This window comes from Robertmurraya dakarensis, assembly GCF_900156875.1.
GTDB classification, from domain to species: Bacteria; Bacillota; Bacilli; order Bacillales; family Cytobacillaceae; genus Robertmurraya; species Robertmurraya dakarensis.
In genome coordinates this window covers 2396000-2418143 of the sequence record NZ_LT707409.1, presented here as the reverse complement: position 1 = coordinate 2418143, position 22144 = coordinate 2396000, and the positions used below count along the sequence as shown (strand labels likewise).

The 22144-nt window shown below is 39.9% G+C and carries 19 protein-coding genes, 1 riboswitch and 1 other annotated feature; of the genes, 17 read left to right on the top strand and 2 right to left on the bottom strand.

From position 1 onward, the window contains the following. Window positions 1-20 precede the first annotated feature (20 nt). The 3 genes from lonB to yihA all read left to right on the top strand — a co-directional run bounded on the left by lonB (window position 21) and on the right by yihA (window position 4781). On the top strand, window positions 21-1688 hold the full coding sequence (lonB, locus tag CZ487_RS20575; protein WP_077214154.1) for an ATP-dependent protease LonB: 1668 nt from the start codon (window positions 21-23) through the stop codon (window positions 1686-1688). A 187-nt stretch (window positions 1689-1875) separates the two neighbouring features. After that, window positions 1876-4203 carry an endopeptidase La gene (gene lon / locus CZ487_RS20570; protein ID WP_077214153.1) on the top strand — a complete coding sequence of 776 codons (2328 nt, stop codon included), beginning with the start codon at window positions 1876-1878 and terminating at the stop codon, window positions 4201-4203. Then, window positions 4200-4781 carry a ribosome biogenesis GTP-binding protein YihA/YsxC gene (gene yihA, locus CZ487_RS20565; RefSeq protein WP_077214152.1) on the top strand — a complete coding sequence of 194 codons (582 nt, stop codon included), beginning with the start codon at window positions 4200-4202 and terminating at the stop codon, window positions 4779-4781. The genes lon and yihA overlap by 4 nt, the downstream gene beginning before the upstream one ends. A 41-nt stretch (window positions 4782-4822) precedes the next feature. Here yihA and CZ487_RS20560 read toward each other — a convergent pair whose 3' ends face one another. Next, on the bottom strand, window positions 4823-5308 hold the full coding sequence (locus CZ487_RS20560; RefSeq protein ID WP_077214151.1) for a LiaI-LiaF-like domain-containing protein: 486 nt from the start codon (window positions 5306-5308) through the stop codon (window positions 4823-4825). A 246-nt stretch (window positions 5309-5554) separates the two neighbouring features. Here CZ487_RS20560 and hemA point away from each other — a divergent pair, with 246 nt between their 5' ends. The 8 genes from hemA to ysxE all read left to right on the top strand — a co-directional run bounded on the left by hemA (window position 5555) and on the right by ysxE (window position 14596). Then, entirely contained in the window at window positions 5555-6901 is a 1347-nt protein-coding gene (gene hemA, locus CZ487_RS20555; RefSeq protein ID WP_077214150.1) for a glutamyl-tRNA reductase, read from the top strand. Between the two features lie 206 nt (window positions 6902-7107). Beyond that, window positions 7108-7941 (top strand): cytochrome c biogenesis protein, encoded by an 834-nt coding sequence (locus tag CZ487_RS20550; RefSeq protein WP_077214149.1) that lies wholly within the window; start codon window positions 7108-7110, stop codon window positions 7939-7941. Between the two features lie 31 nt (window positions 7942-7972). Then, a complete protein-coding gene (gene hemC / locus CZ487_RS20545; protein ID WP_077214148.1) occupies window positions 7973-8908 on the top strand; it encodes a hydroxymethylbilane synthase in 936 nt (311 codons plus the stop codon). Further along, window positions 8905-9690: a uroporphyrinogen-III synthase gene (locus CZ487_RS20540; protein ID WP_077214147.1), complete on the top strand. Its 786-nt coding sequence runs from the start codon at window positions 8905-8907 to the stop codon at window positions 9688-9690. The genes hemC and CZ487_RS20540 overlap by 4 nt, the downstream gene beginning before the upstream one ends. A gap of 41 nt (window positions 9691-9731) precedes the next feature. Beyond that, window positions 9732-10709, top strand: coding sequence for a porphobilinogen synthase (gene hemB / locus CZ487_RS20535; protein ID WP_077214146.1), 978 nt, complete (start codon window positions 9732-9734; stop codon window positions 10707-10709). A 28-nt stretch (window positions 10710-10737) separates the two neighbouring features. Next, entirely contained in the window at window positions 10738-12024 is a 1287-nt protein-coding gene (hemL, locus tag CZ487_RS20530) for a glutamate-1-semialdehyde 2,1-aminomutase (RefSeq protein WP_077214145.1), read from the top strand. A gap of 148 nt (window positions 12025-12172) precedes the next feature. Continuing rightward, window positions 12173-13336 (top strand): stage VI sporulation protein D, encoded by a 1164-nt coding sequence (gene spoVID / locus CZ487_RS20525; RefSeq protein WP_077214144.1) that lies wholly within the window; start codon window positions 12173-12175, stop codon window positions 13334-13336. 195 nt (window positions 13337-13531) lie between these two features. Beyond that, window positions 13532-14596, top strand: a complete 1065-nt coding sequence (gene ysxE / locus CZ487_RS20520; RefSeq protein ID WP_077214143.1) for a spore coat protein YsxE — start codon at window positions 13532-13534, stop codon at window positions 14594-14596. A 9-nt stretch (window positions 14597-14605) separates the two neighbouring features. Here the strand turns inward: ysxE and CZ487_RS20515 are convergent, their stop codons facing one another. Beyond that, window positions 14606-14803, bottom strand: coding sequence for a hypothetical protein (locus CZ487_RS20515; protein ID WP_077214142.1), 198 nt, complete (start codon window positions 14801-14803; stop codon window positions 14606-14608). A 217-nt stretch (window positions 14804-15020) separates the two neighbouring features. Then, window positions 15021-15251 (top strand) — a binding site (T-box leader). Between the two features lie 128 nt (window positions 15252-15379). On the opposite strand from CZ487_RS20515, the gene CZ487_RS20510 reads away from it, so the two are divergent. The 6 genes from CZ487_RS20510 (at window position 15380) to CZ487_RS20485 (ending at window position 22131) form a co-directional block, all read left to right on the top strand. Beyond that, window positions 15380-18025, top strand: coding sequence for a valine--tRNA ligase (locus tag CZ487_RS20510; RefSeq protein WP_077214141.1), 2646 nt, complete (start codon window positions 15380-15382; stop codon window positions 18023-18025). An 87-nt stretch (window positions 18026-18112) separates the two neighbouring features. After that, window positions 18113-19408, top strand: a complete 1296-nt coding sequence (locus tag CZ487_RS20505; RefSeq protein ID WP_077214140.1) for a bifunctional folylpolyglutamate synthase/dihydrofolate synthase — start codon at window positions 18113-18115, stop codon at window positions 19406-19408. 349 nt (window positions 19409-19757) lie between these two features. Further along, a riboswitch (cyclic di-GMP riboswitch) is annotated at window positions 19758-19842 on the top strand. A gap of 123 nt (window positions 19843-19965) precedes the next feature. Continuing rightward, complete coding sequence (locus CZ487_RS27570; RefSeq protein ID WP_077214139.1) at window positions 19966-20400, top strand: type II secretion system protein; 435 nt, start codon at window positions 19966-19968, stop codon at window positions 20398-20400. 79 nt (window positions 20401-20479) lie between these two features. Beyond that, window positions 20480-21232, top strand: a complete 753-nt coding sequence (locus CZ487_RS20495; RefSeq protein ID WP_077214138.1) for a prepilin peptidase — start codon at window positions 20480-20482, stop codon at window positions 21230-21232. A 9-nt stretch (window positions 21233-21241) separates the two neighbouring features. Next, complete coding sequence (locus CZ487_RS20490) at window positions 21242-21688, top strand: prepilin-type N-terminal cleavage/methylation domain-containing protein (RefSeq protein ID WP_077214137.1); 447 nt, start codon at window positions 21242-21244, stop codon at window positions 21686-21688. Then, a complete protein-coding gene (locus CZ487_RS20485) occupies window positions 21685-22131 on the top strand; it encodes a prepilin-type N-terminal cleavage/methylation domain-containing protein (protein ID WP_077214136.1) in 447 nt (148 codons plus the stop codon). The genes CZ487_RS20490 and CZ487_RS20485 overlap by 4 nt, the downstream gene beginning before the upstream one ends. Window positions 22132-22144 lie beyond the last annotated feature (13 nt).

Below are 22144 nucleotides of genomic sequence, written 5' to 3'. Positions count from 1 at the left end.
GAGATACAGGAGGGAAAACCATGAGTTGGACAGGGATTGCCTTATTTATTCAGCTTTTTTTTGGTATCGTCATCGGGTTATACTTTTGGAATTTGTTACGTAATCAACGTACCCAAAAGGTATCCATAGATAAGGAATCAAGAAAAGAAATGGATCAATTGAAAAAAATGAGAGCCATTTCGTTAACAGAACCACTCTCCGAAAGAGTTCGCCCAACAAGCTTTGATGATATTGTTGGCCAAGAAGATGGCATTAAAGCATTAAAGGCGGCATTATGCGGTCCAAATCCGCAGCATGTGATTATTTATGGACCACCAGGAGTGGGAAAAACAGCTGCAGCAAGGCTTGTGTTAGAAGAAGCAAAAAAGAATCAGAAGTCCCCATTCCGACCTTCATCCGTGTTTGTTGAGCTCGATGCGACAACAGCGAGATTTGATGAAAGAGGGATTGCAGACCCATTAATTGGTTCGGTGCATGACCCTATTTATCAAGGGGCAGGTGCAATGGGACAAGCAGGTATTCCGCAGCCGAAGCAGGGCGCGGTCACAAATGCACATGGAGGAGTTCTCTTTATTGATGAAATTGGGGAATTACATCCAATCCAAATGAATAAATTATTAAAGGTATTAGAAGACAGAAAAGTGTTTTTAGAAAGTGCCTATTACAATGAGGATAATACGCAAATACCGAATCATATTCATGATATTTTTAAGAATGGCCTGCCTGCTGATTTTAGGCTGATTGGAGCCACGACAAGAACTCCAAGTGAAATCCCGCCAGCCATTCGTTCTCGTTGTATGGAAGTGTTTTTCCGGGAATTAACGGAGGAAGAAATTGAAAAAGTAGGCAGAAAAGCAGCAGATAAAGTGAATCTTTCTATTAGTGAAGCAGGGATAAAGACGCTTGCCAATTACGCAAGAAACGGCCGTGAAGCTGTGAATATGATCCAAACTTCTGCAGGATTGGCTATTCAATCAAACCGAGATCATATTAAAGATGAAGACATAGAATGGGTTGTTCATTCTAGTCAGCTCTCACCAAGAATGGAGAGAAAAATCATGTCTGCGGCGACTGTAGGTCTCGTAAATGGTTTAGCTGTATATGGACCAAATACCGGAGCACTATTAGAAATTGAAGTGACGGTGATCCCGGCAAAAGAAAAAGGCTCTATTAATATTACCGGAATCGTGGAAGAAGAGAGCATTGGAAACCAAGGGAAATCTATCAGAAGAAAAAGTATGGCAAAAGGTTCGATTGAGAATGTAATCACTGTGCTGCGTTCAATGGGGGTGCCTGCAGACGAATACGATATACATGTCAATTTCCCTGGCGGTGTCCCAATCGATGGTCCATCTGCAGGAATTGCCATGGCGACAGGAATCTATTCTGCTATTTATAAGCAGCCAATTGATCATACCGTGGCTATGACAGGTGAAATTAGCATTCATGGACATGTAAAGCCAATTGGCGGCGTCTATCCAAAGGTTAAGGCTGCCAAAAAAGCAGGTGCTAAAACAGTGATAATTCCAAAGGAAAATGTACAATCTATATTAAGTGAAGTGGACGGGATTGAAATCATTCCAGTCACTCATTTATCAGAGGTATTAGATATTGCTCTATTAAAGGAAAATGCAGAGGAACAAGCCATTACTGCTTCAATTGAACTAGGGAAAAAGGAAAGTATTTAGTGGTGAGAACTTCGGTTTGCATTTTAATGTGAAGCCGGAGTTTTTCCTTTGTTTTTAATGGAAGGTTTAGTCTGATCTCGCTCTACATTGGTTCTGAATAGACACTTGAAAGTAAATAAGTTAGAATTGTACAAAGAATTATTTGTTAATTCTGGAATGGATTGAATGCATTTGGAGGTGCAAAAGAATGACGAAAAGTAAGGAAATCATCGTCCCCCTCCTGCCGCTTCGCGGGTTGCTTGTCTTTCCTACCATGGTCCTGCATTTGGATGTTGGACGGGATAAGTCAGTGCAAGCGTTAGAAAAGGCAATGGTTGATGACAGTTTAATTTTCTTAACCACGCAAAAGGATATATCGATAGACGACCCTGTTGAAGAGGACCTTTACAAAATGGGGACTTTAACAAAAGTGAAACAAATGTTAAAGCTTCCGAACGGGACGATTCGTGTGTTAGTGGAAGGTTTGATGCGTGCTGAAATTAATTCATTTTTAGATGAAGAAGATTACTACGTAGTCAATGTTAACACGTATGAGGACTCTCCGGAAAAAGATGTTGAAGACGAAGCGTTTATGCGTACCATGCTAGAGTATTTCGAACAATACATAAAAATGTCTAAAAAAATCTCAGCTGAAACTTATTCAAGTGTGGCAGATATCGAAGAACCAGGGAGAATGGCGGATATTATTGCTTCGCATTTACCGTTAAAACTTAAGGAAAAGCAAGAGATTTTACAAACAATTAATGTGAAAGAAAGAGTTAACCGCTTAATTGAAATTATTCATAATGAAAAAGAAGTATTAAACCTGGAAAAGAAAATTGGCCAGCGCGTAAAAAAATCAATGGAACGAACGCAAAAAGAATATTATTTGCGTGAACAAATGAAGGCTATTCAAAAAGAACTTGGTGATAAAGAAGGCAAAACTGGAGAAGTAGCTGAACTTACTGAGAAGATTGAGAATGCAGGGATGACAGAGTCTGTTAAGAAAACGGCTTTAAAGGAACTGGAACGTTATGAAAAAGTGCCGTCTTCTTCAGCGGAAAGCTCCGTCATTAGAAATTATATTGATTGGTTAATATCCCTGCCTTGGACAAAGGCGACTGAAGATGATCTTGATATAGGCAAAGCTGAACGGATTTTAAATGAAGATCATTATGGACTGGAAAAAGTGAAAGAGCGGGTGCTTGAGTACTTAGCAGTTCAAAAGATGACCAATTCATTAAAAGGTCCAATTCTTTGTCTTGCTGGCCCTCCTGGAGTAGGGAAGACCAGTTTGGCGCGTTCCATTGCGCGTTCGCTGAATCGGAATTTCGTTCGAGTTTCACTAGGCGGGGTGAGAGATGAATCGGAAATCCGTGGACATAGAAGAACGTATGTCGGGGCCATGCCTGGACGTATTATTCAAGGAATGAAAAAAGCGGGCACAATCAACCCGGTCTTTTTATTAGATGAAATTGATAAAATGTCAAATGATTTTCGTGGTGACCCATCTGCAGCGATGCTAGAGGTTCTTGATCCAGAACAAAATCATAATTTTAGTGATCACTATATTGAGGAAACATATGATCTATCTAAGGTTATGTTCATTGCGACTGCCAATAACCTGGCGACGATACCAGGTCCTCTGCGTGATCGCATGGAGATCATCAATATCGCAGGTTATACGGAGCAAGAGAAAATTCACATTGCTAAAGACCACTTATTGCCTAAGCAAATAGAAGAGCATGGAATGACAAAATCGCAGCTTCAAGTGCGGGAAGACGGAATTCAAAAGATTGTCCGCTATTACACGCGGGAAGCGGGAGTGCGCAGTCTGGAACGTCAACTAGCGAAAATTTGCAGAAAAACAGTAAGGATCCTTGTTTCAAATGAAAAGAAAAGAGTGGTCATTACAGATAAAAATGTGGAAGAATTTTTAGGAAAAACGATGTTCCGTTATGGTCAGGCAGAACTCGAAGATCAAGTAGGTGTAGCGACAGGACTTGCTTATACAACAGTAGGCGGGGATACACTTCAAATTGAAGTTTCACTTTCACCAGGTAAAGGGAAGCTGGTCTTGACAGGTAAACTAGGCGATGTCATGAAAGAATCGGCTCAAACAGCATTCAGTTTTGTTCGCTCAAAAGCGGTTGAGCTTGGGATCGACCCAGAATTTCATGAAAAAAATGATATCCACATCCATGTTCCTGAAGGGGCAGTGCCAAAAGATGGTCCGTCAGCAGGAATTACGATTGCAACAGCCCTTGTTTCGGCTTTAACTGGCAAGCCGATACGAAAGGAAGTTGGGATGACAGGAGAAATTACATTGCGTGGACGTGTCCTGCCAATTGGCGGATTAAAGGAGAAAACCTTGAGTGCTCACCGTGCAGGATTAACGAAGATCATCCTTCCGAAGGATAATGAGAAGGATATTGATGATATACCAGATAGCGTTAGAAGCGAGTTACAATTTTACCCTGTTTCGCATGTTGACGAAGTATTAAAAGAAGCGATAAGAGATGGTGCTGAACAGTGAAAGTAACGAGCTCAGAAATTGTTATTAGTGCCGTAAAGCCAGATCAATATCCAGGTGAAGACTTTCCGGAATTTGCATTAGCAGGCCGGTCAAATGTAGGGAAGTCTTCCTTCATCAATAAAATGTTAAATAGAAAAGGTTTAGCAAGGATTTCATCTAAACCTGGTAAAACACAGACGCTTAACTTTTATATCATAAATGAGTTCCTTTATTTTGTGGATGTACCTGGTTATGGGTACGCGAAGGTTTCAAAAAAAGAACGTGAAGCCTGGGGAAAAATGATTGAGACGTATTTAACGACTCGCGAGCAGCTTAGGGCTGTATTGCTCATTGTTGATTTACGGCACCCACCAACACAAGATGATATCCTAATGTATGATTTTTTGAAGCACTATGACATTCCTTGTATCATCATAGCAACAAAAGCAGATAAAATCCCAAAAGGGAAATGGCAGAAGCACTTAAAGGTGACAAAAGAAACCTTGGATCTTGATAAGAACGACCAGATCGTGCTATTTTCGTCAGAGACCGGTTTGGGTAAGGATGAAGCTTGGTCTGTTATTCAAAGTTATATGTAAATATTACAACAAAAAAGTGAAAGAACACTGACCATGTTCTTTCACTTTTTTTTGAAGAATAAAAATTTAGCACCAAGACCAATAAATATAATCGGCCAAAATTTCCAGAATAATTCAATACCGATCTGTAATGAACTAATCCAACCAAACGTTTTGTCATAAAAAAGCAGCAGTAATGCTAATGCTAAAAATAGGAAACCCGGAAAAAATCCTGTTCTAACCTTTTGATAACGAAGCAGGAACCCTAATGCGATGATTAATATAAATATTCCAGTATGATCTGGCCAAACCTCTAATATGTTGACAAAATGAACATGTAGTCCGAATCCTGTCAGGATTGTCCCAGGAATAATGGCTTCATTGTCTTTAGCTAAATATCCTTGTAATAGGAAGCCAACTCCGACAATGATGGAAAGTGTTGGCCATGTCCCGAACCCTTCGAAGAGAGATACTTGCAATTCTTGGAGCAAAAAATAAATGCCAAATCCTAAGAGCAGAAATCCAGGGAAAATGCGTTGATTTTTCAATATGTCTCCACTTCCAATAGTCAATAATACTTGAATGAGTTTGTTTTTTTTGTTAAGGTACATAAAGGAAGAATCATGTCGAATCTTATAAATTATCATATCAAGATATAATTGATTTCGTCACAATTCGTTTTTATTTTAACATACGAGTTCATACTATGTTCATATTTTTTATCAGAAACGAATACAATTCGTGATATAATATAACTTAATGAATTATGCAGAAACCGTAGGGGGTCAAATAGAATGCATATTTTAGTTGTCGGTCTTAATTACAAAACTGCCCCTGTTGAAATTCGCGAACGTCTTACCTTTGATCCTGATCAAGTTGGAAATGCGATGACAACATTAAAAGAGAAAAAGAGCATTCTCGAAAATGTGATCCTGTCTACTTGCAATCGTACAGAGATTTTTGCTGTAGTAGACCAGCTTCATACCGGCCGTTATTATATAAAAGAATTTCTAGCTGAGTGGTTTCAAATCGATCAGAAGGAATTCTCACCGTATTTATTTGTTTATGAACAAGACGGTGCAATTGATCATTTATTTAATGTAACATGCGGTCTTAATTCAATGGTGCTGGGTGAAACACAAATTTTAGGACAGGTAAGATCTAGCTTCCTTCAGGCGCAGGAACAAAATAGTATTGGGACGGTATTTAATCAACTCTTTAAACAAGCAGTTACGCTTGCGAAGCGGGCTCATTCTGAAACGGATATTGGTGCAAATGCAGTCTCAGTTAGTTATGCTGCGGTTGAATTGGCAAAGAAAATATTCGGTTCTTTAAATAACAAGCATGTGCTGATTCTTGGTGCTGGAAAAATGGGCGAATTGGCCATTCAAAACCTGCATGCTAACGGTGCTAGTAAAGTAACGGTAGTAAATCGCACGTTTGAAAAAGCGCAAACATTAGCAGAACGATTTTCTGGCCAAGCCAAAACGATGGAGGATTTGCAGTCGGCATTAGTGGATGCAGATATCTTAATCAGTTCTACGGGTGCTAAGGACTTTGTGATTACGAAAAACATGATGGCTAAAGTCGAGAAAAAGCGAAAAGGCAAGCCGTTATTCATGGTTGATATTGCAGTTCCACGCGACCTTGATCCTATGCTGAGCGAACTAGAAAGTGTGTTCTTATATGATATTGATGACCTTGAGGGCATTGTAGAAGCCAATCTAGCTGAGCGTCAAAAAGCTGCAGAAAAAATTATGCTGATGATCGAAGCTGAGATTGTAGAGTTCAAGCAATGGTTGAATATGCTTGGTGTGGTACCTGTAATTTCTGCTCTGCGACAAAAGGCACTGTCTATTCAAGCTGAAACGATGAACAGTCTTGAACGAAAGCTTCCTAATCTATCTGAGCGGGATATGAAAGTACTAAATAAGCATACGAAAAGTATTATTAATCAAATGCTGAAGGATCCTATTTTGCAGGCAAAAGAACTAGCGGGACGTTCGGATGCTGATGATGCTTTGGATTTATTTGTGAAAATATTTAATATTGAAGAACTTGTGCAACAGCAGCAAGATTCGAAAGCGGCCGGTCCAGAACGGGTTGCCGTTAAATCACCACAGGCTTCCTTTCAAGTATAAAGTGAAACTCCCGTCATTGGGGAGCACCCATAGGATGGGCTAGTGCAGATTGGACGCATTTAATCTGTCTGCCTTCCCAATGAAGGTTAGTTGAACCAATTGGGCTTTTACGGACAGTTGCCTCCCACTTATCCTAGTTGAGTTACTCTAAGTCTCGAACTAGGGGAGCAAGCTGTCCGTTACCTGCAATAAAAGGGGTTCTGTTCATGTTCGATATCTATTTATCAAGACTGCAGGAGCTGACTGTTGTTCTTTATGCTCTCTGCATTCTTCTATATTTTATAGATTTTCTCAACAGTAACCGGAAAGCAAATCAAGTTGCCTTCTGGTTACTTTCATTTGTATGGATTTTACAAACGATATTCCTATTTTCGTTTATGACGAAGACTGGGAGATTTCCAGTACTCACGATATTTGAGGGACTTTATTTTTATACTTGGGTGCTGATTACTCTTTCATTAGGTATAAACCGCTGGTTGAAGGCTGATTTTATCGTCTTTTTTACCAATGTACTGGGATTCATCATTATGGTCATTCATACCTTTGCACCAGTTAGTTTTGAATCGGAGGTTATGGCTCAACAGCTTATATCTGAGCTTTTGTTTATTCATATCACAATGGCTATTTTATCTTATGGTGCTTTCTCAGTCTCCTTTGTTTTTTCGCTTCTTTACCTAATACAATATGATTTATTGAAGAGAAAAAAATGGGGAACTAGATTAATCAGAATACCTGATCTTTCTAAGCTCGAAAAGATGGCTAATGTATTAAATGCAATTGGGGTGCCTATGCTTTTATTAGCGGTAATTTTAGGGCTCAGATGGGCATACATAAAGGTGCCGAATATCGTTTGGTATGATGCAAAAGTGCTTGGTTCATTCATAGTCCTCGCTGTATACAGCATATTTTTATATTGTCGTTTCGGTAAAGGCTTACAGGGAAGAACGCTTGCCCTTTGGAACGCGGCCTCATTCTTAATCGTATTAATTAACTTTTTTCTATTTGGAAGATTATCATCCTTTCATTTTTGGTACTCATAAATTGATTTATTAAACAATTCAGGAGGCTTACATGAGAAAAATTATTGTTGGATCTAGACGCAGCAAACTTGCATTGACACAAACAAATTGGGTTATTGACCAATTAAAAAAAATAGACCCGAATTTTGAATACGAAGTAAAAGAAATCGTTACAAAAGGGGACAAAATCCTTGATGTAACTCTTTCTAAAGTTGGAGGAAAAGGTCTTTTTGTAAAAGAAATTGAGCAAGCTATGATAGATGAAGAAATTGATATGGCGATTCATAGTATGAAAGATATGCCTGCTGTACTTCCTGAAGGATTAGTAATTGGTTGTATTCCAGAAAGAGAAGATCATCGCGATGCGCTAATTTCGAATGGACATATTCCTTTAGACGAATTAAAAGCAGGAGCTGTTGTTGGAACAAGCAGTCTCCGCCGTGGAGCGCAAATCTTAGCGAGACGACCAGATCTTGAAATTAAATGGATTCGTGGAAATATCGATACGAGATTAGCAAAGCTAAAATCGGAGGGCTATGACGCTATTATTTTAGCTGCAGCTGGCCTGTCAAGAATGGGATGGACTTCTGATGTTGTAACAGAGTTCTTAGACCCAGATGTTTGTCTTCCTGCAGTTGGTCAAGGTGCACTGTCAATTGAATGCAGGGAAAGTGATGAAGAATTATTAAGCTTGTTAGAAAAGTTCACTTGTGCGAAAACCAATCAAACGGTTAGAGCAGAACGTGCTTTCCTTCATAAAATGGAAGGCGGATGTCAGGTTCCGGTTGCAGGCTACGCCTATATTGACGAGAATGAAGAAATCGTTCTTACAGCCTTGGTGGCATCACCAGATGGAAAAACGATTTACAAAGAACTGGTTAAAGGCTCTGAACCTGAAAAGGTAGGTTTAGAAGCTGCGGATAAGCTTATCCAGCAAGGTGCAAAAGTTCTGATCGATAAAGTTAAAGAGGAGCTCGATCATGAATGAGCTCTCTTTCGCTAGAAGGTAAAAGGGTACTAGTTCCGAGAGGGAAGAAAAGTGCAAAATCTTTCTCAGAAATGGTCGTAAGCTTTGAGGGGACTCCAGTGGAGATTCCCTTGCTTGGCTTTCGTCCTGCTAAGACAGACCCCAATTTGAAAAACGTTCTTCAAAGTCTTCATACATATAATTGGTTTATTTTTACGAGTAATGTTACAGTTGAGACCTTTTTCTCATTCTTAGATCATGTCGATCCTGATTGTTTTTTTCATGTGGCGGCGATTGGTGAGAAAACGGAAGATGCATTACGGAGAAAAGGGATTTCTGTTGATTTTAGACCCCGAAAATATGTTGCGGAAGAATTCTCTGAAGAATTCGCACCACTTGTCAACAGCGGGGATAAAATCTTAATTCCTAAAGGAAACTTAGCAAGAGATTATATTGCTCAATTTTTGAGAGAAAAAGGTGCAATCGTAGATGAAGTTGTTATCTATGAAACCTATTTCCCAGAAGAAAGCAAGAAAGCATTGATTAGAAGCATTAAAGCAGACAAGCTTGATATTTTACCATTTACAAGCCCATCGACAGTGGAACATTTTATGAATGTCGTGAATGAATATCAGCTTCAAGATCATATACGAAACTGTATCGTGGCCTGTATTGGGCCTGTCACCAAACAAATGTGTGAATTCCATGGACTACCCGTACATGTGATGCCAGACAAGTATACCGTATATGAAATGCTAATCGGTGTTTGCTCTTACATAAATCAACTACAAGAGAAGCAATAGATACACTATAAAATATAGATCATTATTGGAGGTTCCTACTTATGAATATATCTTTTGATCGTCATCGCCGTTTAAGACATTCAGCAGCCATCAGATCGATGGTGAGAGAAAATCATTTACGTGTTGAAGACTTAATTTATCCGCTTTTTGTAGTAGAGGGTCAAGATATTCGAAATCCAATCTCTTCCATGCCGGGAGTATACCAGCTATCTTTAGACCATCTTTTAAAAGAAATGGAAGAAGTAGTTTCGCTGGGGATCCAATCTGTGCTCCTTTTTGGTATACCTCTTGAAAAAGATGAGCTAGGAAAAGGCGCTTATCATGATCATGGGATTGTACAAGAAGCAACCCGCTTAATTAAAGAACATTACCCTGAGTTAGTTGTGATTGCTGACACATGTCTTTGTGAATATACAAGCCATGGTCACTGCGGTGTGATTGAAGGCGGAAATGTCTTAAATGACCCTTCACTAAAACTGCTTGCAGATACTGCTGTCAGCCAAGCAAAAGCTGGAGCAGACATTATCGCTCCATCTAATATGATGGATGGTTTTGTTGCTGCAATTCGTGCCGGACTAGATGAGGCTGGATTTGTTGATGTTCCGATTATGTCATATGCTGTGAAATACTCATCTGCTTTCTACGGTCCATTCAGAGATGCTGCTGAAAGTGCACCACAATTCGGGGATCGCAAAACATATCAAATGGATCCTGCTAACCGCTTAGAAGCATTAAGGGAAGCAGAATCAGATGTGGTAGAAGGCGCTGATTTTCTAATAGTTAAGCCTGGGATGCCATATTTAGACATCGTTCGTGATGTGAGAGACAATTTTAATAAACCAGTTGTCATCTACAATGTCAGCGGTGAGTATTCGATGGTAAAAGCAGCCGCACAAAATGGCTGGATCGAAGAAAAAGCGATTGTAATGGAAATGCTTGTTGGAATGAAGCGTGCCGGCGCTGATTTGATTATTACATATCACGCAAAAGATGCGGCAAACTGGTTAAAGGAACAATAAAAAGCTTATAGAGAAATGAGGGAATAAGATGCGTTCGTATGATAAATCGATTGCTGCGTTCGAGGAAGCGAAGAAGTTAATGCCAGGTGGAGTAAATAGTCCTGTCCGTGCATTTAAATCAGTTGATATGGACCCAATTTTTATGGAACGCGGTAAAGGATCTAGAATCTATGATATTGATGGCAATGAATATATTGACTATGTTCTATCATGGGGACCGCTCATTCTTGGACATGCAAATGACCGTGTAGTTGAATCTATTAAAAAGGTTGCGGAGATGGGGACGAGCTTTGGCGCACCTACTTTAATGGAAAATAAACTAGCTCAGCTTGTTCGAGAAAGAGTTCCATCGATCGAGATTGTGCGTATGGTTTCTTCTGGGACTGAAGCAACGATGAGTGCCTTGCGTCTTGCTAGAGGATACACTGGCAGAAATAAAATCCTGAAATTTGAAGGCTGCTACCATGGTCATGGTGATTCACTATTAATCAAGGCTGGATCAGGTGTTGCTACATTGGGTCTGCCTGATAGCCCAGGAGTACCTGAAGGGGTTGCTAGTAATACGATTACAGTTCCATACAATGATCTAGAGGCTGTGAAGGTAGCTTTTAAACAGTATGGAGAAGATATTGCAGGAGTCATCGTTGAGCCGGTGGCAGGCAATATGGGAGTTGTTCCGCCGCTGCCAGGATTTTTAGAAGGGCTGCGTGAAATCACGACCCAGAATGGTACTGTATTGATCTTTGATGAAGTCATGACAGGTTTCCGTGTAGGCTATAACTGTGCACAAGGGTATTTTAACATTACTCCTGACCTCACATGCTTAGGAAAAGTAATTGGCGGGGGACTTCCAGTAGGTGCTTATGGCGGTAAAGCGGAAATCATGGAGCAGATTGCTCCAAGCGGACCAATTTACCAAGCGGGAACTTTATCTGGTAATCCATTGGCGATGACGGCAGGCTATGAGACACTAAGTCAGCTTACTCCTGAATCGTATACTGAGTTTGAAAGAAAAGCGAAAATGCTTGAAGAGGGACTAAAAGCTGCTGCTGAGAAGTATGACATTCCACATACAGTCAATCGTGCAGGGTCAATGGTAGGTTTATTCTTTACAAACGAAGATGTTATTAACTATGACAAAGCTAGAACGTCTAATTTAGAATTTTTTGCTTCCTATTATCGTGAGATGGCAAACAATGGAGTGTTCCTCCCGCCTTCTCAATTTGAAGGGCTGTTCTTATCGACAGAACATAGCGATGAGGATATTAAGAAGACCCTTGAAGCAGCAGAGCTTGCTTTTTCAAAGCTTAAATAAATGCTAATGTGAAAAGTCGGAATCAACGTGTTAATACCGTGTTGTTTCCGGCTTTTTTTGCGTACCGTAGCATAATTGGATTTTGCTCCTCATAAAGTGTAAAGACAAAAGTGATTTTTACGTATAGGAAACGAAAGGAGGAGTCGCTTTGTCTGAAGGGAATGAGTCTTACTTACGATTTTCTTTAGAAGAATCGGTATGGTTTCAAAAAGGACAGGAAGTAGCGGAGCTTATTTCGATTTCGCTTGATCCCAATATTAGCATTCATGAAAATGATCAATATGTAACGATTGAAGGAGCCCTGCAATTGAGCGGGGAGTATAAACGCCACCCTGCGGAAATGGAAAATGAAGAAGGTTCTTTCTCTCCAAAATTTGTGCAGCAAGTGGAAGAAAGAGAAGAGGGAATGTGTGAATTTGTTCACCGTTTTCCGGTTGACATCACGATCCCGAACAATCGTATACAAAGTATTTATGATATTGATGTCGAAATCGAATCATTTGATTATGCTTTTCCAGAAAGAAGCTGTATGAAGCTGACGGCTGATTTAACAATTTCTGGCCTTTATGGCGATCAGCAGCATGTCGTGGTCGAGAATGAGGAAGAAGTCGTCCTAGAACCTCTGAATCGTGAGGCAGAGGAAGAGGTTAATATTGCACCTTTGAGAGCAGAAGCTCAAGCGGAACTAGAAACGGAAGACGCAGAGCCGTCTAGAGTAGAAGAACCAGAAGTTTCAGTATCTGCAAATGATCTGTATACCCCATTCGCTGCAGAGGCTAGAAAAGAGCCTGATGAGGAAGAAACCATCAATGAGAATGAACAGGCAAGTTTCGTTAACCAGCAATGGGAGCCCGAAAAGAATGTTTCTGTCGAAGTGCAAGAAGAACCACAGAAACCAGTGGAGCCAGCACCCCCTGAAATCTCTTTCTCGGCACAGCGGCAAGAAGAAAAGTACGAAAGTCCTGATGTTTATGAAAGTCCAGAAGCCAATCTTGAGGCTGGCGCAGAGTACGAAGAAAGTCCAGATGCAATGGAGTCATCCTCATCCTCTGAGCCTGTCGTTAAAAAGAAAAAGAAGAAGTCTAAAAAGGATTCGATGTCTTTAACAGAGTTCTTTGCTAGAAAAGATGAGGCAGAGGATGTAGTCAGACTAAAGGTTTGTATTGTTCAAAGCGGTGATACGATCGATCACATTGCTGAACGCTACGAAGTTCCAGCACAGCAATTATTAAAGGTAAACCAGCTTGAGTTAAATCAAGATGTATACGAGGGGCAGGTTCTCTATATTCCAATGGCTGTTTCGCAAAAGTAGTTTACTGCAATTATAGAAAAATGGAGATAGTGAAAGCAAATTGAAATTATGCATTGCATTATAACTGTCTGAATCTGATAACGAAACAGGATGGGTGGGTTTTGTTAATACCTGCCCAAACTGTTTTTCTTTTTAGGAGATTAGAAAGATCATGATTTGATAAATGAAGGCACTCCATGAAAGAAGTGAGAATAAATGAGTCATCAGTTGCTGCAGCAAATGGCCCCTGTGTTACAGAACTTTTCCATAAAGCCAAATTATATCGAGAATTTTGGCAAGGTGTATCGCGTGTATGCGGATCAGGGTGTATTTGCTTTGAAAAAAATTTCACCGCAGCAGGGCACTGATTTTATCCGTCATATTCAATATCTATATCAAAAAGGCTATAACCGCATTGTTCCCATTTATCCCGCGATTGATGGTCGTTACGCCGTGATCTATCAAAACGATTTATATTATCTAATGCCATGGCTTCCTAATGAAATAAAAGAGGATCGCAGCGAACGTCATCAGCAAATGTTCCGTGAGCTTGCACGTCTGCATACCCTTTCTGTTCGAGATGTAAAGGTTAATAAAGAAGAGAAAGAGCAGATTTATGAGAACACGCTCTTAGAGTGGGAGCAGCATAAGGAGTTTTTAGAAGGTTTTTTAGAAGAATGTGAAAACAAATGGTATATGTCTCCATTTGAATTATTATTTTGTTTATATTACCGGGATATCAGCCAGTCCCTTCAATTTGCGAAGGAGAAGTTTGAAAGCTGGTACGAGAAGACGAAAGAGGTAGAGAAAGCCAGAGTTATTTTAACGCATGGAAAGGTCTCTACAGAGCATTTTATTTATGATGACAGAGGGTATGGATATTTCTCTAACTTTGAGAAAAGCAGGTATGGTCCTCCGATGCATGATCTGCTGCCATTTCTCGAAAGGACTTTAAGGACCTATCCGAAGAAGTATGATGAATGTGTCGACTGGATTTACACTTATTTTAAGTTCTTTCCTTTAAAAGAAGAAGAGCTTCTTTTGCTTTTAAGTTATTTCAGTCATCCTGGATCCATTATTGCGGTGACAGAGGATTATTATAAAAACCCTCGCAAACATGAAAGGAAATCCGTGGAGAAGCTGCAAAGAGAGTATTGGCTCCTGAAAAATAAGGAGTATGTGGTCATGAGAATTAATGAAATTGAGCAGCAAAAAAAGCAGGCGCAGGCAGAGGCGCAAGCACAGGCACAAGCACAGGATGGAGCCCAAGATAATTCATGATTAGGGCTCCTATATCATTTCTAAATGTAAGGCAATCGCCAGCAAAATGAGAACCATTAAGAATAGAATGTCGAAGACGGTAGGGAGAAGCAGTGTCCGTATCCCTTGAAAGATGCAAAAAGGAATGATGAATTGCGCAACAACACCGCGAAATTTTCTAAGCCAGGGTGGGAGTGCATAAGGTGTATATTTTCTTCTTCTCTTCATCTTTAGTCCCCTTTTTTCCTCAAATTTACTTATTATTAAATCTATGTGGCATAATCGGAGAATGTGCCTAAAAATTTAGTTCCCTTCTTTTCTTCGGATATTGCAGGCAAACATGGAGTATCTGGACCTCATTCATGTATATAATATAAAAATTTAGGTTAAGCTTATTGACGTTAGGCCTTATTTTTCGGTAGTATATGAATAGAAATTTGTCATAATTTAAGCAATGAGAGGGAAAAGTACGCTGGTCACTTGCTTTAAGAGAGGAAAACTTATAGCTGAAAGGTTTTCTAAGTAATACCATGGGAAAGTCACCCTTGAGCATCTTTTATGAAAGATTCATTTCGAGTAGTAAAAGACGGGAAATCCGTTATCTTTTTAAGTGCCAATCAATATATCTGATTGGAAAAAAGGTGGTACCGCGAAGCAAACTCCATTCGTCCTTTTCATGGCGACTGGAGTTTTTTTATTGTTCAAAAGCTTATCCAAAGAAATGTCCACTCCAAACGGACAAATACCACAAAGTGTCTTTTGATGGTACCAGGTACCTCTATGAGAATGAAAGGAAGTTGAACGATGGAAGCAAATGAGTTATCGATGCCAACAAAGTATGATCCGCAGGGAATTGAGCAGGGTCGCTATGATTGGTGGTTAAAAGGGAAGTATTTTGAAGCGAAGGATGACGAGAGCAAGAAGCCTTACACGATCGTGATTCCGCCGCCAAATGTAACAGGAAAACTGCATTTAGGTCATGCTTGGGATACAACCCTTCAAGATATATTAACAAGAATGAAACGCATGCAGGGCTATGATGTTCTATGGCTCCCAGGAATGGACCATGCGGGAATTGCAACACAAGCGAAAGTGGAACAAAAGCTTCGCGAGGAAGGCAAAAGCCGCTATGATTTAGGCCGTGAAAAGTTTGTTGAAGAAACATGGAAGTGGAAGGAAGAATATGCGGGCCATATCCGCCAGCAATGGGCCAAGCTTGGGCTTGGGCTGGACTACAGCCGTGAGCGCTTTACGCTTGATGAAGGCTTATCAAAAGCTGTTCGCGAAGTGTTTGTATCATTGTATAAAAAGGGTCTAATTTACCGCGGTGAGTATATCATCAACTGGGATCCTTCTACGAAAACAGCACTTTCCGACATTGAGGTTATTTACAAAGATGTTCAAGGTGCATTCTATCATATGAAATATCCGCTTGCTGATGGTTCTGGACATATTGAAGTGGCGACAACACGTCCTGAAACGATGCTTGGTGATACGGCAGTTGCTGTACATCCTGAAGATGACCGCTACAAGCATCTGATTGGCAAGAACGTTATTCTTCCGATTGTAGGCCGTGAAATCCCGATTGTTGGTGATGATTACGTTGACATGGAATTCGGTTCTGGTGCGGTTAAAATTACGCCTGCACATGATCCAAATGACTTTGAGGTAGGAAACCGCCATAATCTTGAACGTGTTCTTGTCATGAATGAAGACGGTACGATGAATGAGAAAGCTGGAAAGTACCAAGGAATGGACCGTTTTGAATGCCGCAAGCAAATTGTCAAAGATCTTCAAGAAGACGGCGTTCTCTTTAAAATTGAAGACCATCTTCATTCTGTTGGCCATTCTGAACGCAGCGGTGCAGTTGTGGAGCCATATCTATCAACACAATGGTTTGTTAAAATGCAGCCTCTTGCGGATGAAGCGGTTTCCCTTCAGTCAAAAGAAGGAAAAGTAAACTTTGTTCCAGATCGTTTCGAAAAAACATATCTGCGCTGGATGGAGAACATCCGCGACTGGTGTATTTCCCGTCAGCTTTGGTGGGGACACCGAATTCCTGCGTGGTATCACAAGGAAACTGGTGAAGTTTACGTAAACCAAGAGCCGCCAAGTGATATTGAGAACTGGGAGCAGGATAAAGATGTGCTGGATACTTGGTTCAGTTCAGCTCTATGGCCGTTCTCAACGATGGGCTGGCCGGATGTTGATAATGCTGACTTTAAACGCTATTATCCAACAGATGCGTTAGTTACGGGTTATGATATTATCTTCTTCTGGGTTTCCCGAATGATTTTCCAAGGAATTGAGTTCACAGGACAGCGCCCATTTAAAGATGTATTAATTCATGGCTTGGTTCGTGATGCTGAGGGACGTAAGATGAGTAAGTCGCTTGGCAACGGTGTAGATCCAATGGATGTCATCGATAAGTACGGGGCGGATTCACTGCGCTACTTCTTATCAACAGGAAGTTCTCCAGGTCAGGACCTGCGTTACAGCACAGATAAAGTAGAAGCAACTTGGAACTTTGCAAATAAAATTTGGAATGCATCTCGTTTTGCCCTCATGAATATGAATGGCATGACTTACGAGGAAATCGACTTAAGCGGTGAAAAATCAGTAGCAGATAAGTGGATTCTAACACGCTTAAACGAAACGATTGAAAGTGTTACAAGACTGTCTGACCGTTATGAGTTCGGTGAAGTTGGCCGTGTGCTTTATAACTTCATTTGGGATGATTTCTGCGATTGGTACATTGAAATGGCGAAGCTGCCGCTTTATGGTGAGAACGAAGCTGCTAAGAAAACGACTCGTTCGATTTTAGCGTATGTGTTAGATAACACGATGCGCCTCTTACATCCGTTCATGCCATTCATTACTGAAGAAATTTGGCAGAACCTTCCTCATGAAGGGGAGTCGATTACGGTTGCAAAATGGCCGGAAGTAAACCCTGAATTCACAGACCAAAAAGCGGCAGGAGAAATGAAGCTGTTAGTGGAAATGATTCGTTCTGTCCGTAATATTCGTGCAGAGGTGAATACACCGCTAAGCAAGAAAATCAAAATGATCGTCAAGGCAAAGGATGAAAGTATCCTTGAAACGCTGCAAAAGAACTCTGCTTATATTGAACGCTTCTGTAACCCAGAAGAATTAACATTGGGTACAGAGCTAGAAACTCCTGAAAAAGCGATGTCTGCTGTTGTCACAGGGGTAGAAATCTTCCTGCCGCTTGCGGGATTAATTAATATTGAGGAAGAAATCGCACGACTGCAGAAGGAACTTGAAAAATGGAATAAAGAAGTAGAGCGTGTCCAGAAGAAATTAGGTAATGAAGGCTTTGTGAAAAAAGCTCCAGAAAAGGTTATTGAAGAAGAACGCGCGAAAGAAAAAGATTATCTTGAGAAGCGCGCAACTGTTGAAGAACGCATTAAAGAGTTAAAAGGTGAATAACCTGTTTTTTAAAATAATAAGAGGGCGAATCCGATTTGGATTCGTCTTCCTTATGCATATAGGGACAGTCAGGAGGTGCAGGCAAGAATGTTTGCAAATTACGAGGAGGCATTGCATTGGATTCATTCCCGCTTAAGACTCGGGATTAAGCCTGGTCTGAAAAGAATGGAATGGATGATGGAGAGACTTCACCACCCAGAACGGAAAATCAAGGCCGTACATATTGGCGGGACAAATGGTAAGGGGTCAACGGTTACCTATCTTCGCTGCATATTGCAGGAAGCGGGTTACAAGGTTGGGACGTTTACATCTCCTTATATTGTGGAATTTAATGAGAGAATCAGCACCAATGGCGTACCGATCAGCAACGCTGATTTAGTAGAGATTGCCAATGCGGTCAAACCGTTAGCTGATGAGCTGGAGAACAGCGACCTCGGCGGACCGACAGAATTTGAAGTGATTACGGCGATGTCTTTCTATTATTTTGCCTGCGTGAATAAGGCAGATATTGTTCTGTATGAAGTCGGTCTTGGCGGCAGATTTGATTCAACTAATATTCTCCAGCCGCTGTTATCGATCATCACGAGCATTGGACTCGATCATACCAATATTTTAGGAGAAACATATGGGGAAATCGCTTTTGAAAAATCGGGCATTATTAAGGGTGGTATCCCAGTGATAACGGGTGTTAAGCAGGAAGAAGCATTAAAGGTGATTGAAGAACAAGCTGAGAAGAAACATGCACCAATATATCGACTTGGACGCCATTTTAGTTTTAAAGATCATGAATCATTACTCTTCGGTGAAAGCTTTACTTTTTTTGATGAAAATTTAAAAATAGAAGATTTGACTCTGTCAATGCTTGGAAGGCATCAAATTGAAAATGCCTCACTGGCTGTGATGGCTGCGCTGCTTTTAAAGGAATATTTTACAATTGAAGAAGAGCAAATTAGAAACGGGTTAAAACAGGCTTACTGGCCAGGACGATTTGAACTGATCTCGACTTCTCCGATCATTGTTATGGATGGTGCACACAATGAGGAAGGAATACAGTCATTGGTTGAAGAGCTCAATAAAAGGTATCGAGACAAGAGCATTAAAATCATATTTGCAGCCCTCAGTGATAAAAAATTGGACAATATGATTCACCGTCTCGATAAGGTGGCGGACGAAATGACTTTTGTTGATTTTGAATATCCTAGAGCAGCTAAGGCAGAGAGTTTGTTTGAGATTAGCACGTCTAAAAAGAAGTTCTTCAAATCTGATTGGAGACAAGCGATAAAAGAAGGCGTGCGGTCTGTAACTGAGGATGGAATGCTTGTGATTACAGGATCACTTTATTTTCTTAGTGAGGCAATGCCTTTTGTGAGGGAGCATTTATAGGAGATTTGTAACAGAAAAATAAAAACTTCTTCTATTAGACAAATTTCGAGCTTTGGGCGATGGAATTTGGTATACTGACATTTGAGGCTAAATGCTGTTGCATTTAGCCTGTTTGAATGATAATTGTTGTTGTTTTATGGAGAAATCTTTTATTGTGTTTGTGTCAATAGTCCTAATTAAGAATTTGAAAAATATTCAATATTTATTGAAAAAGTCATGAAATTAACATTGTATTATTACTATATTTACAAGTTTTATATATAATAAATTCATGTATTAGGGAATCTTGTCGTTTTACGTAGTTTTTCCTATATTTCTCTGTATTTTTTGAGTCTCATTTACTATTATAATAGCAAAAGGGAGCGATGATCTACGACTTACATTTGGGCACCTAGAGTCGTAAGTAGCGAGTGGTGCAACCGACCTTTACAAGTACTATTATCCATTAGTCTGTAGAGGTCTTTTTTGCCTCTAAACCAATCAACCATTTGGTTTTAAGGGCACCACTGCTCTTGAACATAGAAATCATTTGTAAGTATAAAGGAGGATGTGTTCAGATGTTAAAAAAACTTTTGAACAAGAAAATGAAGTTATTGAAAAATCAGCAAGGGTTAACGCTGATTGAGTTGTTGGTTGTTATTGTGATTTTGGGGATAATTGCGGCTGTGGCTATACCGATGGTGATGGGACAGCAGGATTCAGCTAAAAAGAACACCAATGCTCAAAATCTTTCAATAATGCAGGATGCTGTAAACCGTTATTATACTATTAATGGTGCAGACCCTACTGATATCGAAGACTTAACTTCTACTGACAAATCAGGTCCATTTATTAAGGAAATTCCAAAGGTTAATTCTATCGGTACAACATGTGTACCGGCTGATACCGATGATAACGATAATAAAAATGGATGGAAGCTTACTTCTACATCTGGTCAGGTAGGCACTATAAGTATTAATGGCACTAACACAAATGATGCATGTGTAAAGTAATAATTTTTTTGCTGTCGCGTCATACTTGGCGGTGACAGCTTTTTTGTAAAATAGTAATAAACATGAGAAGGGAAGAAATATGTTGATTTTTATCGATCTATTAGTACTTTTAGTTGCACTTATTTTCGGCAGTTTTTTCAATGTCGTTGCGATTCGATTATTGCAAAAGGAATCAATTGCCTTCCCGCCTTCTCACTGTCCTAATTGTAATCATAGATTGCATGCCCTTGATCTAATACCAGTACTAAGTTATGTGTTCCTAAAAGGCAAATGCCGCTATTGTAAAACAACCATTTCTCCTTTATATCCATTTGGAGAAATACTGGCTGCATTTTCAATTTTCTTTGTGTATAAGCATGTTGGATTATCATTGGAACTCATCCCAGCATTACTATTAACGATCTTATTGGTCATTTCTGTACTTACAGATATCCGTGAACAGCTGATACTAGACATTGTTACGTTTCCAATGCTTGGGTTAATCGTACTTTCACGCATTTTTATAGGAACGGAGCCATTTTGGTTTTATTTATTAGGCGGGTTAATAGGCTTTGGTCTATTATTAATCCTCGCAATTGTCAGCAAAGGAGGCATGGGCGGGGGAGATATTAAGCTTTATGCTGCAATTGGCGTTGCCTTAGGACCGATTTTGACCGTCATTAGTCTCGTCCTTGCGTCCTTTGTTGGAGCAATTGTCGGAGTACTGTTATTGATGTCTGGAAAAGTCAAGAGGGGTCAGCCAATTGCATTCGGACCATCTATAATGGTTGGAACACTAATAGCTTATACCTATGGATATGATATTTTGAACTGGTATTTGAGCTTTTGGTAGGTGACGTTGATGAAGAATGAGAGAGGCATAACATTAATAGAGCTATTAGCAGCTGTTGTCATTATTGGTATCGTGATTGTTCCAATTTTAATGTTGATGACCGGTACTTTTACAAGAACGATTTCACAAGGGAAAGAAAGTGAAATCGTTTATTTTGCTCAAGAAGTGATGGAAGAGGCAAGGGCATCCTCTTATCCCAAAACCGGCATAACTGAAATTTATGGAACTTGTTCTTCCAATTATGGTTGCGACCCTATTGATTTATCAAAGAAAGATCCGGCATCTGTTAATCTTGCGGATAAGCAGGCTCTTTATCGTATAAAATTTGAAGCATTGGACCCTTCTATCACAGATACTAAATTTAGAAACAACTTTTACGAGATTAAAGTCATTGTGGAGACTACTGACAAACCTAGTCAATTTACAGAATTGTCATCGGTGGTGAAGAAACAATGAGTAACCAACGCGGTGTCACATTAGTAGAGTTGCTTGTAACGTTATTGATTATGACCATCATTTCTACACCGATTTTTATGTTGGTGAATAATACTTTAAAAGTTCATCAGGAAACGAGTATCAAAAATGAGCTTCAGCATGAAGCAAGATTTATTACTGGGTATATGAGTGAAAAAATCAAAGACGGAGCTAAAATCTATAAAAATGGTAATGGTTGGAAGTTAGGAAAAGGATCAGAAATTTTTATTAGCTATGATGATACTAGAAAAGAAGCCTACTTTCTGAACAGCACGACTGTTCTTTCTAGCAATATTGTAGAGTTTATGATAGACGATGGACCAAAAAAAATTGATGTCAAACTCTCTCTTGAGGATCGAGGAAGGACCTATCAAACGAATACAATCATCTATTATGATCCGAGGTCACGGTTCTATATAAACTAGATAAAATGTGGTG

Coding starts and splice junctions, on each gene's coding strand:
- lonB (WP_077214154.1), top strand. CDS start 21: ATGAGTTGGACAGGGATTGCCTTATTTATTCAGCTTTTTTTTGGTATC.
- lon (WP_077214153.1), top strand. CDS start 1,876: ATGACGAAAAGTAAGGAAATCATCGTCCCCCTCCTGCCGCTTCGCGGG.
- hemA (WP_077214150.1), top strand. CDS start 5,555: ATGCATATTTTAGTTGTCGGTCTTAATTACAAAACTGCCCCTGTTGAA.
- CZ487_RS20550 (WP_077214149.1), top strand. CDS start 7,108: ATGTTCGATATCTATTTATCAAGACTGCAGGAGCTGACTGTTGTTCTT.
- hemC (WP_077214148.1), top strand. CDS start 7,973: ATGAGAAAAATTATTGTTGGATCTAGACGCAGCAAACTTGCATTGACA.
- CZ487_RS20540 (WP_077214147.1), top strand. CDS start 8,905: ATGAGCTCTCTTTCGCTAGAAGGTAAAAGGGTACTAGTTCCGAGAGGG.
- hemB (WP_077214146.1), top strand. CDS start 9,732: ATGAATATATCTTTTGATCGTCATCGCCGTTTAAGACATTCAGCAGCC.
- hemL (WP_077214145.1), top strand. CDS start 10,738: ATGCGTTCGTATGATAAATCGATTGCTGCGTTCGAGGAAGCGAAGAAG.
- ysxE (WP_077214143.1), top strand. CDS start 13,532: ATGAGTCATCAGTTGCTGCAGCAAATGGCCCCTGTGTTACAGAACTTT.
- CZ487_RS20515 (WP_077214142.1), bottom strand. CDS start 14,803: ATGAAGAGAAGAAGAAAATATACACCTTATGCACTCCCACCCTGGCTT.
- CZ487_RS20510 (WP_077214141.1), top strand. CDS start 15,380: ATGGAAGCAAATGAGTTATCGATGCCAACAAAGTATGATCCGCAGGGA.
- CZ487_RS20505 (WP_077214140.1), top strand. CDS start 18,113: ATGTTTGCAAATTACGAGGAGGCATTGCATTGGATTCATTCCCGCTTA.
- CZ487_RS27570 (WP_077214139.1), top strand. CDS start 19,966: ATGTTAAAAAAACTTTTGAACAAGAAAATGAAGTTATTGAAAAATCAG.
- CZ487_RS20495 (WP_077214138.1), top strand. CDS start 20,480: ATGTTGATTTTTATCGATCTATTAGTACTTTTAGTTGCACTTATTTTC.
- CZ487_RS20490 (WP_077214137.1), top strand. CDS start 21,242: ATGAAGAATGAGAGAGGCATAACATTAATAGAGCTATTAGCAGCTGTT.
- CZ487_RS20485 (WP_077214136.1), top strand. CDS start 21,685: ATGAGTAACCAACGCGGTGTCACATTAGTAGAGTTGCTTGTAACGTTA.